The sequence below is a fragment of the Vibrio sp. CB1-14 genome, assembly GCF_040412085.2.
Taxonomy (GTDB): Bacteria; Pseudomonadota; Gammaproteobacteria; order Enterobacterales; family Vibrionaceae; genus Vibrio; species Vibrio chaetopteri.
The window spans coordinates 179,811-195,181 of sequence record NZ_CP115921.1 but is presented as its reverse complement, the minus strand read 5'-3'; the positions used below and the strand labels follow the sequence as shown (position 1 = coordinate 195,181).

Genomic DNA, 15,371 nt, shown 5'->3' with positions numbered 1-15,371 from the left:
CATGTTACAGATTCAATCACTTAATCAGTTTTATGGTGAAAGCCACACCTTGTGGGATCTTGATATGTCGATTCCTGAAGGTAAATGTACCGTGCTTATGGGACGTAATGGTGTCGGTAAAACCACACTACTTCAGTGCATTATGGGGTTGGTAAAAGTCAAGAGTGGCGAGATTCAGCTCCATGGTGAGTCCTTGTTGAAGCACGATGCTGAGTCACGCCCACGAATGGGCATCGGCTATGTGCCTCAAGGCAGGCAGATTTTCCCAATGCTAACGGTGCAGGAGAATCTAGAAGTGGGTCTTCCGATTCGTGATAAGGGCGACCGTAAGATCCCAGAGTTTATTTTCGACCTGTTCCCTGTACTAAAAGAGATGCTTCATCGCCGTGGCGGTGATTTATCGGGTGGTCAGCAGCAGCAATTGGCGATTGGCCGTGCGCTGGTGGTGAACCCGAAACTGTTGATTCTCGATGAGCCAACCGAAGGCATTCAGCCAAACATTGTTCAGGAAATAGGTGACATCATTCGAATGCTCAATGAGAAGCTGGGTCTGACGGTGTTATTGGTGGAGCAGAAACTTCCCTTTGCGAGAAAAGTGGGCGATCAATTCTGCATTCTCGACCGAGGTCGCCAAGTCGCTGAAGGGGAAATGTCGGCACTGAATGATGGATTAATTAAGGAGTATTTGACGGTATGACGGCAGCTGCACAAACACATGTTGAGCCGCATCTAGGCCTTGGACAGGTTATTGATGCACAAACCGAGTTTGGCTGGAAAGCGACACTCGATCTTGGTTTTGTTAACCGAGGTGACAAAACAGTGCTTAAGCACCGTTCACAAAAAGGGCCGCTCGCCATTCAGCGGCCGCTCTATCCCGAGGGGAGTCCATGTCATACCTATCTACTCCATCCACCGGGTGGCGTGGTTGGCGGTGATACATTACAGATCAAGGCGATAGCAGAGCGTGGAGCGCAGGTGCTTATTACGACGCCCGGTGCCACCAAGTTCTATCGCTCAGAGACCAAGTACGCCAAACAGCGTCAGATCCTTAAGGTTGAGAAGGACTCTCGGCTTGAATGGCTGCCTCAAGAAAACATCTTTTTCCCGGATGCTCATGTACGTATGGATACCGAGGTGCATTTAGAAACCGGTGCACAATTTTTGGGCTGGGAGATGCACTGTTTTGGTCGTCCTGCACTAAATGAGGGATTTAGCTCTGGGCATTTGGTAGGGAAAACAGAGATTTACCTTGATGGAAAGCGACTTTTGACAGAAGGGTTGAATGTTAGAGGGCAAGATAACCTTCTGAAAAATAAAGGACTACTTGGCTACCAAATGATGGGAACCTTGTATATTTCAATTGATGACGATGATTTTTGCCAGTTGGTACAGAGCTTGCTCATTAACATGCAGCAAGACAACAAAAAAGGTGCAGTGGTTATCGCTGCGAGCCAGTTAGAAAATTTGCTTGTAATTCGTGCGTTAGGTAACTGGAGCGAAGTGATCTTAGATTGCTTCCAACAAGTTTGGCAGGCGGCGAGAGAGCATTGGACAGGCGAATGTCCTTACCCACCTAGGATTTGGGCAACCTGAACTAACAAATAGAATCGACAATAAGGCTTATCAATGGAATTGACCCCAAGAGAGAAGGACAAACTTCTGATCTTTTGCGCTGGCATGCTCGCCAAGCAGCGTAAAGACAAAGGCTTAAAACTGAATTACCCAGAATCCGTTGCTTTGATCTCTAGCGCCATTTTAGAGGGTGCTAGAGAAGGCAAGACCGTTTCGGAACTCATGGATTTTGGCCGCACATTGCTTACCACCGAAGATGTCATGGACGGCGTGCCCTCTATGATCCCCGATGTTCAAGTTGAAGCCACCTTTCCCGACGGCACCAAATTGGTGACTGTCCATGAACCTATTGTTTAAGAAACTGATGTTTAAAAACGCGTTTAACAGAATTAGGAGGTGACATGGCAGGTTCTTCAAAACAATACACAGGCTTTGTACCAGGGCAGGTTGAAACCGCCAAAGGCGATATTGAACTCAATGTTGGTAGGGAAACAGTGTCTGTGAAGGTAGAAAATCTCGGTGATCGCCCAGTGCAAATTGGATCGCATTACCACTTCTTCGAGGTCAATAACGCCTTGAACTTTGACCGAGAACTCACTCGCGGATTCCGTTTGAACATTCCAGCAGGTACCGCCACACGTTTTGAACCGGGACAGTCTCGCACCGTGGAACTGGTGGCGTTTGCAGGTAAACGCGAAGTCTACGGCTTCCAAGGCAAGGTTATGGGAACGCTTTAACATCCGGTACTGACGTTAGGCAAGCATTGCGGTAGGTAATGTCGCTTTGCAAACAAAACGCCAAATTAAAAACAACAAGGAAGAAAAATGGCGAAGATATCCAGACAGGCATACGCCGAGATGTTTGGTCCCACGGTAGGGGATCGAGTTCGCTTGGCCGATACAGAACTTTGGTTAGAAGTTGAGAAAGATCTGACCGTTTATGGTGACGAAGTTAAATTTGGTGGTGGTAAGGTCATTCGTGACGGGATGGGACAAAGTCAGCGTCCAAGCGCGGAAACACCAGACCTTGTTATTACCAACGCATTGATTCTTGATTACTGGGGCATTATTAAAGCAGACGTCGCAGTAAAAAATGGGCGTATTCAAGCACTAGGCAAAGCGGGAAACCCGGACATACAACCGGGTGTTGATATCATTGTTGGTCCCGGTACCGAAGTGTTAGCGGGTGAAGGTTCAATACTGACCGCTGGTGGCATTGACTCCCACATTCACTTTATTTGCCCGCAACAAATTGAAGAAGCGTTGGCATCTGGCGTCACAACGATGATTGGTGGTGGCACGGGACCAAATACGGGCACCAATGCGACAACGTGTACACCGGCTCCTTGGAACATGCACCGCATGCTTGAATCTTTGGATCAATTTCCCATGAACTTTGGTTTGCTCGGTAAAGGTAATGCCAGCCAACCCGAGGCATTGCGTGAACAGATAGCGGCAGGTGCGGTGGGTCTCAAACTGCATGAAGATTGGGGTACGACACCGGCTTCCATTGATACCTGTTTAACCGTTGCTGATGAAATGGATGTGCAGGTCGCGATTCATACCGATACGCTCAACGAATCTGGTTTTGTTGAATCGACACTGGGCGCTATTGGCGACCGCGTCATTCACACCTACCACACCGAAGGTGCAGGCGGGGGTCATGCTCCAGATATTATCAAAGCGGCTGGTGAATCGAATGTGCTGCCATCCTCTACGAACCCAACGAGGCCATACACGGTTAACACAGTCGATGAACATCTCGACATGTTGATGGTGTGCCACCACTTATCACCATCGATTGCAGAAGATGTGGCTTTTGCTGAGTCACGTATTAGACGCGAAACCATCGCCGCAGAAGACATCCTTCATGACCTAGGCGCGTTTTCCATGATTGCCTCTGACTCGCAAGCGATGGGGCGTGTTGGAGAGGTAATTACCCGCACTTGGCAAACCGCCCACAAGATGAAAGTGCAGCGCGGTAGCCTCAAACAGGACTCTAGCTATAGCGATAATTTCCGTCTCAAGCGTTATGTCGCCAAGTACACCATCAACCCAGCGATTACTCATGGCATGGCACATGAAGTCGGCTCGATTGAAGTCGGGAAGTTGGCCGATTTAGTGCTCTGGAAACCCGCTTTCTTTGGCGTAAAACCGAGTGTTGTGCTGAAAGGTGGCATGATCGCGATGGCGCCAATGGGCGATCCCAATGCATCGATCCCCACACCACAGCCTGTGCATTACCGCTCCATGTTTGGCAGCTATGGCAAGGCATCGCAAAACACATCAATGTTGTTCGTATCGCAAGCAGCCGCGGACGCAGATATCGCTTCTCAGCTTGGTCTGGGCAGTTTGATTGGTGTCGCCAAGCAGTGTCGAACTATCAGCAAAGCGGATATGAAGCTCAATGATTGGCAGCCCAACATTGAGGTGGACTCTCAAACTTATCAAGTCCGTGCGGACGGAGAGTTGCTGGTGTGTGAACCTGCAGAAGTGCTGCCAATGGCTCAGCGTTACTTCTTGTTTTAGTGAAGGTATAGAAAGTTTTTGAGGACAACATAGTGATTGAATTAATAGAAATAACCAAAGAGTTAGCGCCACAGCCTCACGCATTTTTAAGTTTGCCAATCGATAGCCGCATTAAAAGCCGCCTTAAGGTCATGCTTGATGATGGGCGCGATGCAGGACTGTTTTTACCAAGGGGGCACATCTTACGAGGCGGAGAGCAGCTCAAAAGTAAATGTGGGTTAGTGATTGAAGTGAAAGCCGCGCCAGAGCAAGTATCTTCCGTCTATTGCAGCGATCTGCATCTGTTGACGCGCGTTGCCTATCACCTAGGTAACCGTCATGTGCCCCTTCAAGTCGAGTTCGGCTGGGTTCGCTATCAGCATGACCATGTATTGGATGAGATGGTTGAGGGACTCGGTGCAACAGTCACCTCAGAAATAGCACCTTTTGAGCCAGAAGGCGGTGCCTATGGTGGCAAGAGTGGTGGCCATCACCATCATCATTAATTCGCTGCAGCAAAATTAAGACGACATCAAAACGTCAAATTACTAAAAAAACAAAATGAAAAGGAAATTTCAATGAAAACAACATTCCTCAAACTCGCAACACTTGGCTCTCTTGTATTGGCGCCTATGACGGCTCTGGCTCACCCAGGTCATGAATCTACAGCGTTTTCTAGCGGCTTATTGCACCCAGTGACTGGCGTGGACCACCTAATCATGTTGCTCGCTTTTGGCCTTTTAGTAGGCTGTCTGAGCGCAACAACAGCGCAGAAAATTGGTTTGGTTGCTGGCGCCCTTATCACTCTAATGTTGGGACTGCTTGTAGGCAGTACATTTGGTCTTGTAAGTGGGGTTGAAACGGCGATCGTTGCGTCTCTATTTGTAGTTAGCGCAGCTATCTGGCATGCATTTAGCGCGTCGCAGAAAATGGTAAAACTCGCGGTCGGACTTTGTATTGGAATGATGTTCTTTCATGGTTACGCGCACGGCGTTGAAGCTGAAGGCACGCTAGGTCAGTTTTCGATGGGTATGGCCGTTGGCGCCTCGACACTAATGCTTCTAGGCACACAAATTGGCAGCCGAGTAGCATCTCGTTGGATGTCGGTTGGTGTTGCGGCAGCAAGCTCACTGTTTCTACTGGCAGCTTAGCCTATGACATCACGAGCCAATACCGCTCTTGATAGTGCCCTAGAGCCCACTACCAACAACGATGTGTCTAGCTATCGGCTATTTCAACTTATTAGCCCTTCTCTTCCTATTGGTGGTTTTACCTACTCCCAAGGACTTGAATGGGCGGTTGAGGCGGGTTGGGTGAAAAACCGCGCTTCGATGGAAGAGTGGCTGGCGAACATGTTGTTTAGCAGTGTTGCCACGTTGGAGCTGCCGATAATTGACCGGCTGTATCGAGCGATTCAAACGTGTGACACGGCGACAATCCACGATCTCTGTGAGCGGCTTTTTAGTAGTCGAGAAACGAAAGAGTTACGCGCTGAGGAAAAGCAGCGTGGTCTTGCACTCAACACGCTACTGGGCCGCTTAGACATTCGAGTCGATGGTATTGAGCTTGATGACTATCTGCCCAATCAGCTGCTCGGTCTATGTGTGGCTGCTGTGCATTGGCAAATTAATGTCAACGAGTTGAAGAAAGGGTATCTGTGGAGCTGGGCTGAGAATTTGGTGATGGCCGGTGTAAAGCTGGTGCCGCTAGGGCAAACCGATGGGCAGTTGGCGTTAATTCATCTCTCGGATCAGTTTTCAAAAGCATTAGAGATGGAACAGCAGACGGAAGATTGGATGATTGGCAGTTTCACACCTTCGGTGTCCATTGCTAGTAGCCTTCACGAAACACAGTACACAAGACTATTCCGCTCTTAGCTTAATGACGAGGCAGTAGATGATGAGCTGTCTCTTCAACGCTAAGGGGCTAAGAGTGAAAAAACAAAGGAAGAAATAGAATCATGACAAATACAACGGACAGTTATAAACAGCCATTACGCATTGGTATTGGTGGCCCAGTAGGCTCTGGTAAAACCGCTCTGCTTGAGGTGTTGTGTAAAGCGATTCGAGACAAGCTCCATATCGCGGTAGTTACTAACGATATTTACACCCAAGAGGATGCAAAAATCCTTACAAGAGCAGAAGCGCTTGAGCCGGATCGCATCATAGGCGTTGAGACCGGTGGCTGCCCACATACGGCGATTCGTGAAGATGCCTCTATGAACTTGGCTGCGGTTGAAGAGCTGGCTAAACGCCACAAAAATCTCGATGTGGTGTTTGTTGAAAGTGGCGGCGATAACCTAAGTGCGACTTTTAGCCCAGAGCTTGCGGATCTTACTATCTATGTGATTGATGTAGCCGAAGGGGAGAAGATCCCCCGTAAAGGTGGCCCTGGTATTACTCGTTCTGACTTGCTGGTTATTAACAAGATAGACCTTGCTCCTTATGTGGGTGCGTCATTAGAGGTTATGGAGCAAGATACACAGCGTATGCGACCAACCAAGCCGTTTGTGTTTACCAACCTTAAGGAGAGCAAAGGTCTCGATACGATCATCGATTTCATCTTAACAGAAGGTATGTTGGAGTTTCATAGTTAAGAATTTGAGGCTTCGCTTCTAATTACGCTGTCAAAGTTACACATAAGTGACGGTTCTGGCTTACACTTTTGCTATGACACGCGATACGCAGAACCTTTATGTTTCAAGCAAAATTGATGGTTTGGATAACGGCACTGGTATTTTTTGGTTACGGCGTTCTGTTTTCCCTTTCTCGAGTACCTTGTTTGAAAGGGTGACAGACAGTGCGCTGTTTTCCTATTCGGCGGCCATTGACGTGAGAGCAACCTACGGCGGTATGATGGCCGCTGTGGGGATCACACTTGTGCTTTTGGTGCTAAAACAAGAGACTCTAAAACTCTCTGTCATTTCGGCCACTTTGCTGGCGGGGTTGATGGCGGTGACTCGTACAATGGGCATCATCGCTGAAACGCAGCCCAATGATACCATGCAGATCTACTTGATCACCGAAGCGTTTTTCACCCTTTGGGGACTGTTTATCTTATGGAAGTTTCCCAAGCGGCGAATGTACTTTAAGTAGCGAGTTACGATGCCGGCCTCTAATTTTAGAGGTCGGCATTTTTCTGTCGTTCAAACTCGTTCACTTTCTGGGTCACAGATAGGTTTACGCGAGTCTAAAATAATTAGGCGAGTCTAAAATAGGTCAGCTGCTGTTTTAGCTCTTCGGCAGCTACAGCCATCTCTTGTGTCTGCGAGGCAAGCTGATTACTGGCTTGATTGATCTCTCGTGCGGATAAGTGAATGGTGGTGACATTTTCACTCATTTCGTTAGAGACCATACTTTGTTGCTCAGCGGCTGCGGCTATCTGCGCGACCATGTCATTCGCCCCATTGAGGTCATCAACCATGGATTCTAAGGTAGTCTTGGTATCACTTGCCGCCGACACGCTCGCACTGATGCTAGCGTTATTTTGCTCCATCACACCTACCACTTCTCCGGTTTTTTCCAGAAGCTCATTGATGGTGGTTTGCACTTGATTGGTAGATTGTTGCGTTCGACTTGCCAAACTACGCACTTCGTCCGCGACGACGGCAAATCCACGGCCTTGTTCGCCCGCTCTTGCGGCTTCAATAGCGGCGTTAAGTGCCAATAGGTTAGTTTGTTCCGAGACTTCTTGTATAACCTCCACAACATCACCAATGTTGTCGACACCTAGCTTTAAATCCGCCATCAAATGTGTGCTTTGTTCAATAGCGATGGATATAGCGGATACTTCTTCAAGAGTGGAGTCCATGCTCGCACTGCTGGTGGTTGCGTGTTGGGCTGCACCACTGGTTTTCTCAGCACTTTGCTCCGCATTGTTTGCGACATCATTGATGGTGGCAGACATTTCATTCATCGCGGTAGAGAGCTGTTCGAGCTGAGCATTTTGCGAGTCTAAGCTTTGTGCCGTCTCTTCACTTGTCGATGCAATACTTTCTGAAAGACGACTCGCCGTGTTGGCCGTGAGTGTTGCCGCTGATAGCGTATCGCGTATCGTGCTTTGCATATCACTTAGGCCATGACTTAACTGCCCAATTTCATCTTTGCGGACTTGAGACAGATCCGCCGTTAAATCGCCATTGGCCATGCGTTTAAGATCGCTTAACAGTCGCTGTATCGGGTTAACGATGTTGTTGCCGATAACAAAGCTCGCAATCATCAGTATTAAGACACAGCCTAATGTAAATGCTATTTGCTTAATCACCTGCGTGATGAAGTCTTCTTTAATATCAGAAACAAACAGCCCAGACCCTACGATCCAATCCCACTGAGGGATGTGCGCGACATACGAGATTTTGTCTTTGAGCTCGCCCTGTGGAGATAACCAAGTGTAGTCGAGAAACCCCGCACTTTGTGTATTGGCAATCGAGGACATTTCACGCCAGTGATGCTTGCCAGCGCCATCGACGATATTGCTCATATCATTGCCGATAGATTTGGTTCTGAGAGGATGCAGCAGCAGTTTGTTTTGACTGTTGGTAATCCAAAAATAATTGCTCTTATCATAACGTATAGCATTGATTGCTTGTTTGGCGGCGGTCTGTGCTTGTTCTTGACTGAGAGTAGGTTGATTGCGGTAGTAATTGACAAGAGATACGGCTGCATCTACCTGAGCCCTGAGTTTATTTTCGCGTTCAGCAAGTTGCTGACTTTGCTGAAGGTAAACATTAAAAATACCTAATGAGAGCATTAGAAATGCGGAGAGGATGACAAGGAACTGGAGTTTGGTTTTTATACTTATATTGTTGAGCTTCATAACTAGCCTATATGACATGACGTTCATAAAGGTTAATGCTATCGCATCATAGCGGTCGGTTTTAGTGCTCCTAGCCTAAAAAGATAGCCCGCGCGTGGTTGGTAGTAAAAAATGTAGGAACGATCGAGTTATGAAGGAAAAAATGCGAGAAAGTTATGATTGAAGAGTGAGAAAAGTGAGGCATATCAAACTACTAGTTGGACATGCCTCGCAAAAGCCTATTTGAAAATACAGTGCTTAGCGTAGTCGCTAGCTTCGTTTGCAGTCCAATCGCCTTTCGGTTTTTCCTGCATATCTTGGCACCATGCTTCGCTGCCAACTTCAGTACATGCAGCCAATGCCATCACGCCGAGCGCAACGACCGCCCAACGACTGAGTAATGTAATCATGATCTTATCCTTTGAGGTGACGTCCGTTTTATCTTGCGACTATGCCAATCATGGCGACTAAAAGCAACGTTCAAGCCCAATAAGTCAACTTGATCTCATGCTTGAGAGTGATTGTTTTGATGTTAGAAACGGGTTTTTGATAACAAATAGTGCTCAAATATTAAAAAATGATTAAATATCGTCCTAGTAAGCGTACGGTAATTAATTTTGGTTAAGTTACTGTCGCAAATTAAAAACCATTAAGTCTATTTCAACGATAAATATATAGAATGATATGTTTATTAATAGTAAGAAAACTAATCCATACGGTAAAAAAATTACTTTTATAAACTACTTGTCTTATGTGTTTGCTACCTTAATATCAAAAATATTAATATGATCTGTGGCCTGTTTGCTACGCTGTATTTTAGGGAATGGAATGTTGTTCAAGTTTAGAAAAAAAAACATAGATGCTCGTCAATCGATGAATGAAGAAGTGGTAAAGGTCATTAATCTTGATGTGGCTTCACTGTCATCGTTTGAATCATCAGAACTATTGTTTGACGGAAGCAAGCCAGCATTGGGAATTGGATTTGTGCCGCATGGTCACGATCTCAATCATATTCATCGTTTGCTAAGCAGGGTAGTCGATGGACCGTTGATATTGACCTCTACCGCAGGCGAGCTTTCTTCCACCCATGACAATCTCTATCTCGCGACCGGCCAAACCCAAACCATGGTGTTGCAGGTTTTCTCTCGAGAACTCATCAGTGATGTTGATACTCACACTGTGCCACTTCCTTGTGAGGATATTCAGAGCGGTATGAGCCAAATTCAGCCCTCAAGTCGTGTTCATGAGATTGAAAAACAATTGGAAAACATAAGGCTGGCTTTCTCGCTAGATCCAACAGACTGCTTTTCTATGACACTGGTCAATGGATTAACAAACAGTGAAAACTGGCTGATGGAAGCGGTCTATCAATCGGGTAGGTTTCCGGTTCCGTTTGTTGGCGGTACCTCGGCGGGAAGTTTGAATTTTGATAGTGCACCGTTTCATGATGGCACATCAGTACGTCATCAGCATGCGCTGTTGTGTTTTATCAAACTCAATTCTGCCTATCAATTTCAGCTGTTTAAAACGCAAAACTTTGAACCGGCAGGACGATCTTGGCTCATTGGCGATGCCAACCCATCACTTCGTTATGTCAAAGGTGTGTTGTCGCCATCAACGATGGAGATAAAGAGCTTTCTTGATGAATTAGCGAGTCATTTTCGTTGTAGTTTAGAACAAGTAGAGCAACGGTTAACAGGTTATACCTTTGCGGTGAAAGTGAAAGGCGAATATTTTGTTCGCTCGGTAGCGAGTATTAATATTTCTGAAGGCAAAGTGTATTTCTATTGTGATACGCCTTTAGGAACAGAGCTGCACTTAATGCGTAAAACGCCATTTGTCGAGCAAACAGATAGAGACTTTGTTCGTCAGTTGGTTAATGAAGACAAATTGGTTGGCGGTATTTTATTTGATTGCATCTTAAGACGATTAAATAACAGCCAAGAACTGAATAAACTAAGTAATTTTTCCGAACTACCAGTGGCGGGTTTCTCTACCTTTGGCGAGCTTTTTGGCGTCAATATTAATGAGACATTGAGTGCTATCTTCTTTAGTCGACGTGGAGAAGGTTTAGAACAAGCTCATGGTAAATTTGTGGCTGACTATGCATCTTATGCCAACTACTTTTCTCAACTTAAGTTGCGTTCAAATGAGCTGATGATGCGTATTCAAGATCGATCACTAACTGACTCCATTGAAGCCATGAGTGTCGCCCACAAATCCAGTGAACTTACTCAGAACTCAATCAGCTACATTGATCATATAGGTAATAACTCATCTGCGTTGTCTGCTGATACCAATCAGTTTAGTGGTACGGTCCGCTCATTGGAAAGTGAGGTCTTTGCTCTGCAGCAAAATATCAGTTCCGTAGAAAAAGAAGCGGAGAGTCTGCGAAGTGTGTTGTCGATCATTGATAAGATTGCAGAACAAACCAACTTGCTCGCTCTAAATGCCAGTATCGAAGCTGCGAGGGCTGGTGAGTACGGTCGCGGTTTTGCGGTGGTGGCCGATGAAGTACGCAATCTGGCGAAAAGTACCCAGCAGTCGCTCGATAACTCTCGAACCAGCGTCAGTGCTTTGTTTGAACAGATGGACACCATCGCTGATGTAGTTAAAACCGTCGGCAAGCACATGCATGATGCGACAGCAAGAACCGAGTCGATAGCGACGGCAATTCAAGACATCGACAGTTTGGCGCGCGATACCAATCGACTATTGGAAAATAGCCACAATATCGCTACCGAACTGCAAAGCATGGAGGCAAAGGCGCAGCAGCATCAGCAAGATGTTGAAACCATACGTAGTCAGGTGAGCTAAGCGCTATTTTAATTGAGCTAGCGGGTGAGGATATCTGCTAGCTTGTTTTTCAAAGATGAAAACGGAGTTTGAAAAGGAACTAGACGACTGGTCTATTTGTGTGTCATGATGCCTGCCATGAATGCAAAGACCAATGAAACCCGCCAACACATTTTGGATGTCGGGTACGAACTGATTTTATCAAAAGGCTTTACGGCGGTTGGACTGTCTGAACTTCTCAAGACAGCGGATGTGCCCAAAGGCTCATTTTATCACTACTTCAAATCCAAGGAGCACTTTGGAGAAGTATTGATTGCCAATTACTTTGAAGGCTACTTAGAGCGATTGAACGACTTTTTGTCTGATAAGCAGCTAAGTGGCTATGAGCGTTTAATGGGTTATTTTGCACGCTGGCTGGATGTAGAAAATGGCCGATGTAACGCTCATAAATGCTTGGTGGTAAAACTGGGCGCGGAAGTCTCAGATTTATCAGAACCAATGCGCGCAGCGTTGCACCTCGGTGCGCAGCAGATCGTGAGCAGTATTGCTGACTCCATTGAACGAGGTATTGCTGATGGCTCTATTACCAAACAAGATAGCCTCAGCACCGCGAGCATTGTCTATCAGCAATGGCTCGGGGCGAGTTTAGTAAGTAAGCTCAGCCAAAATACGCAACAACTTGAATTAGCTCTGGTAGCGACACAGTCACTGCTTAAGCGATAAACAAAAACACCTGCTTAAATTCTGGCTATGCTAAAGCAACAGGAAGCAGGTTTTTTTAGAAATGATTACTAGACGACTGGTCTAATATTAAAAAAGGGAATCCCTATGTCACAGAACAACAGAAGAATTGTTTTAGCCTCTCGCCCTATCGGCGCACCGACACAAGAAAACTTTCGCCTAGAGCAAGTTGATATTCCACAGCCTCAGGAAGGCGAAATGCTACTCAAGGCTATCTATCTTTCATTGGACCCTTACATGCGTGGCCGAATGAGCGATAGCGAATCGTACGCAGAACCGGTAGCGATCGATGAAGTTATGGTGGGTGCGACCGTATGTCGTGTAGAGCAATCTAACCATGCTCAGTTTGAAGAAGGCGAATGGGTACTCGCTTACACGGGTTGGCAAGACTACGGGATCTCAAACGGTGAAGGCCTAGTTAAACTCGGTAAAACGCCGATGAATGCATCATACGCTCTGGGTATCATGGGTATGCCTGGCTTTACCGCTTACATGGGTCTTTTAGATATTGGCGCACCAAAAGCGGGTGATACCGTTGTCGTGGCTGCAGCAACAGGACCTGTAGGCGCAACCGTGGGTCAAATCGCGAAGCTTAAAGGCTGTAAAGTAGTCGGCGTTGCAGGCGGAGAAGAGAAATGTCGCCACGCGGTAGAAGTATTGGGCTTTGATGTTTGTCTTGACCACAAAGCGGATGACTTTTCCGCTCAACTAGCTAACGCGTGTGACCAAGGCATCGATGTTTATTTTGAAAACGTCGGCGGCAAGGTATTTGATGCGGTAATGCCACTGCTTAACACTGGAGCACGTATCCCAGTGTGTGGACTTATCTCCCAGTACAACGCAACCAGCTTGCCAGAAGGACCAGATCGCATGTCGGCGTTGGTGGCAACTTTGCTAGTCAAACGTATTAAGATGCAAGGTTTCATTATCTTTGACGACTACGCCCACCGCTATGACGAGTTTGCCGCGCAAATGAGTCAGTGGCTAATGGAAGGCAAGATGCAATACAAAGAGCACCTAGTGAAAGGGATGGATCTGACAGTGGATTCGTTCATTGGTCTGCTAGAAGGTAAAAACTTCGGTAAGCTGGTGATTCAGCTTAATGATGTGGAATAGGCTCTTGTTGTTATAATAGTGAAGCGCTCAACTTAGTTGGGCGCTTTTTATTTGGTTCATTAATAGCTTTATTATCAATATAACAGTTACTATTGCAATTATTGCATTCCGTGTTGTTATCTATATTAATAAATTAATTGTTCTGATTTTTAAGGTTCTATATATCAACCAAAATGGATTGTTTGTTATTTGATATATATAAGTCGCTGTTACTTTTCCTTGTAGTCCTTATGTGTCTTTGTTTTTTAATGGTTTTTACTTAAATCTGTTTTTTAGTTTGAAAAGTAAATCATAAAAACTAAGTTTATAAATGTCAGTTAGCACAATAAGGAACACGCTATGGATGGTTTATCATATAAACAGGCGTCTAAGTTTCTCGACGCCAGTACAATGGGAATTAAGAAAGGAGATATTGAGGAATTTATATCTACTAATGATCGTAATGCTTGGTTGGATGAACAAATCGGCACTCAATGTGCTCCACACGTAGAACAAACGCTATATCAACAGCAACAACGTGGAGAGAGCTCTGTTACACAAGAGATGCGAGTGTGTGCCTGGTTTGATTTGGCTCTTTGGGACGATGCTCAGCTCCGGCAACGAATGGCGTTTGCTCTGAGTCAAATATTGGTTGTTGGTGACCGAGATGCCCAGTTGGCGCCTTATCCACTGGAGCTGGCACACTACTACGATTTGTTGAGTCAATATGCATTTGAAGATTACAAAACACTTCTTTATCACATAACCCGCTCGCCCATTATGGGGCACTTCCTTACCATGGTTGGAAACTTGCCCACCTCTGAAACCGGCGTCAATCCAGACCAAAATTATGCACGCGAGCTCATGCAGCTATTCACAATAGGTCTTAACAAAGTGAATGAAGATGGCACGCTTGCTGTTGCTCCAGATGGCAATCCAATAGCGAACTATGATGACGCGGATGTTGAAAATATGGCTCGAGTGTTTACTGGTTGGTTTATGTCGAATGGTAGTATGTCTGAACCGATGGTAGCCAATGATGTGTATCATGATAGCGATGCCAAATCGATATTAGGTCAGGAGTTTCCCGCGGGAGTAAGTGCTGAGCAAGAGCTAGATAGTGTATTGAATTTATTAGTTAACCACCCCTGTACCGCTCCTAATATTTCAACTCTGTTGATTAAGCGATTTGTCACCTCTAATCCCGAGCCGGCCTATGTTCAGCGGGTAGCAAGAGTCTTTAAACAGACAGGCGGAAACCTTGGGCAAGTGATTAAAGCAATATTGCTGGATGATGTCGTATTAAATGAATCCTCGCTATATCGTGCCAAACTAAGAGAGCCGATATTGGCGATGACTTACCTATATCGTGCTTTGGACTGTCGACCTGGAGGTGGAGCCGATGTTACCCCAAATGCCATGCTTTACCAGGAAAGCTTTGGGCAATACCCCCTAGGATCTCCGTCGGTGTTTAACTTCTATTCCCCAGACTTTATACCTTCTGGTGAACTAGGGGAATTAGGCCTTTTTGCACCCGAGCTAGAAATTATAGATTGGAATCAAACGGTAAAAATGAGCAATATCGCTTGGAAGCTAGTTACTGAAAATGGCTACAAAACGAGTTCAAATAGTTCTGCCGAACTCTATCCGGATGTGTCTGATTTTGTTAGCGTCGCAAGCGATTATCCTCAATTGATATCACTAATTGCAAATCGCTTTTTTGATGGTGATATTCCCCCAGATATAGCGCCGAGGTTTGAAGGGCTATGGAATGCAAAAAGTAATAACAATAAGCCTTATGCAATATCGGCAATGTTGTATTTTTCCTTTGTTTCGCACCACTTTATGGTAGAGGAGTAATGGGTT

The 15,371-nt window shown here is 45.9% G+C and carries 16 protein-coding genes; 14 read left to right on the top strand and 2 right to left on the bottom strand.

What is annotated here, in order from left to right:
• Position 1 precedes the first annotated feature (1 nt).
• The 10 genes from urtE (at position 2) to PG915_RS16945 (ending at position 7,174) form a co-directional block, all read left to right on the top strand.
• A complete protein-coding gene (gene urtE / locus PG915_RS16990; protein WP_353499608.1) occupies positions 2-697 on the top strand; it encodes an urea ABC transporter ATP-binding subunit UrtE in 696 nt (231 codons plus the stop codon).
• Positions 694-1,593, top strand: a complete 900-nt coding sequence (locus tag PG915_RS16985; protein ID WP_353499607.1) for an urease accessory protein UreD — start codon at positions 694-696, stop codon at positions 1,591-1,593. The genes urtE and PG915_RS16985 overlap by 4 nt, the downstream gene beginning before the upstream one ends.
• 33 nt (positions 1,594-1,626) lie before the next feature.
• Positions 1,627-1,929 (top strand): urease subunit gamma, encoded by a 303-nt coding sequence (gene ureA / locus PG915_RS16980; RefSeq protein WP_353499606.1) that lies wholly within the window; start codon positions 1,627-1,629, stop codon positions 1,927-1,929.
• Between the two features lie 44 nt (positions 1,930-1,973).
• Entirely contained in the window at positions 1,974-2,309 is a 336-nt protein-coding gene (locus tag PG915_RS16975) for an urease subunit beta (RefSeq protein ID WP_353499605.1), read from the top strand.
• Between the two features lie 87 nt (positions 2,310-2,396).
• Positions 2,397-4,100, top strand: a complete 1,704-nt coding sequence (gene ureC / locus PG915_RS16970; RefSeq protein WP_353499604.1) for an urease subunit alpha — start codon at positions 2,397-2,399, stop codon at positions 4,098-4,100.
• A 32-nt stretch (positions 4,101-4,132) separates the two neighbouring features.
• A complete protein-coding gene (ureE, locus tag PG915_RS16965) occupies positions 4,133-4,585 on the top strand; it encodes an urease accessory protein UreE (protein ID WP_353499603.1) in 453 nt (150 codons plus the stop codon).
• A 72-nt stretch (positions 4,586-4,657) separates the two neighbouring features.
• Positions 4,658-5,230 carry a HupE/UreJ family protein gene (locus PG915_RS16960; RefSeq protein WP_353499602.1) on the top strand — a complete coding sequence of 191 codons (573 nt, stop codon included), beginning with the start codon at positions 4,658-4,660 and terminating at the stop codon, positions 5,228-5,230.
• Positions 5,231-5,233: 3 nt separating this feature from the next.
• Positions 5,234-5,956, top strand: a complete 723-nt coding sequence (locus PG915_RS16955; protein ID WP_353499601.1) for an urease accessory protein UreF — start codon at positions 5,234-5,236, stop codon at positions 5,954-5,956.
• Between the two features lie 83 nt (positions 5,957-6,039).
• The gene (ureG, locus tag PG915_RS16950; protein ID WP_338166669.1) at positions 6,040-6,675 is read left to right on the top strand and encodes an urease accessory protein UreG; all 636 of its coding nucleotides are present in this window, start codon (positions 6,040-6,042) and stop codon (positions 6,673-6,675) included.
• A gap of 73 nt (positions 6,676-6,748) precedes the next feature.
• The gene (locus PG915_RS16945; protein WP_353499600.1) at positions 6,749-7,174 is read left to right on the top strand and encodes a DUF4345 family protein; all 426 of its coding nucleotides are present in this window, start codon (positions 6,749-6,751) and stop codon (positions 7,172-7,174) included.
• 103 nt (positions 7,175-7,277) lie between these two features.
• Here the strand turns inward: PG915_RS16945 and PG915_RS16940 are convergent, their stop codons facing one another.
• Both PG915_RS16940 and PG915_RS16935 read right to left on the bottom strand, forming a co-directional pair.
• A complete protein-coding gene (locus PG915_RS16940) occupies positions 7,278-8,894 on the bottom strand; it encodes a methyl-accepting chemotaxis protein (RefSeq protein WP_353499599.1) in 1,617 nt (538 codons plus the stop codon).
• Positions 8,895-9,112: 218 nt separating this feature from the next.
• On the bottom strand, positions 9,113-9,238 hold the full coding sequence (locus PG915_RS16935) for a DUF3012 domain-containing protein (RefSeq protein WP_081941396.1): 126 nt from the start codon (positions 9,236-9,238) through the stop codon (positions 9,113-9,115).
• Between the two features lie 463 nt (positions 9,239-9,701).
• Here PG915_RS16935 and PG915_RS16930 point away from each other — a divergent pair, with 463 nt between their 5' ends.
• From PG915_RS16930 to PG915_RS16915, 4 genes are all read left to right on the top strand, one after another.
• Positions 9,702-11,690, top strand: a complete 1,989-nt coding sequence (locus PG915_RS16930) for a methyl-accepting chemotaxis protein (RefSeq protein WP_353499598.1) — start codon at positions 9,702-9,704, stop codon at positions 11,688-11,690.
• A 117-nt stretch (positions 11,691-11,807) separates the two neighbouring features.
• Complete coding sequence (locus PG915_RS16925) at positions 11,808-12,392, top strand: TetR/AcrR family transcriptional regulator (protein WP_353499597.1); 585 nt, start codon at positions 11,808-11,810, stop codon at positions 12,390-12,392.
• Between the two features lie 105 nt (positions 12,393-12,497).
• Positions 12,498-13,526 (top strand): NADP-dependent oxidoreductase, encoded by a 1,029-nt coding sequence (locus tag PG915_RS16920; protein ID WP_353499596.1) that lies wholly within the window; start codon positions 12,498-12,500, stop codon positions 13,524-13,526.
• A gap of 339 nt (positions 13,527-13,865) precedes the next feature.
• On the top strand, positions 13,866-15,365 hold the full coding sequence (locus tag PG915_RS16915; protein ID WP_353499595.1) for a DUF1800 domain-containing protein: 1,500 nt from the start codon (positions 13,866-13,868) through the stop codon (positions 15,363-15,365).
• Positions 15,366-15,371: the final 6 nt, after the last annotated feature.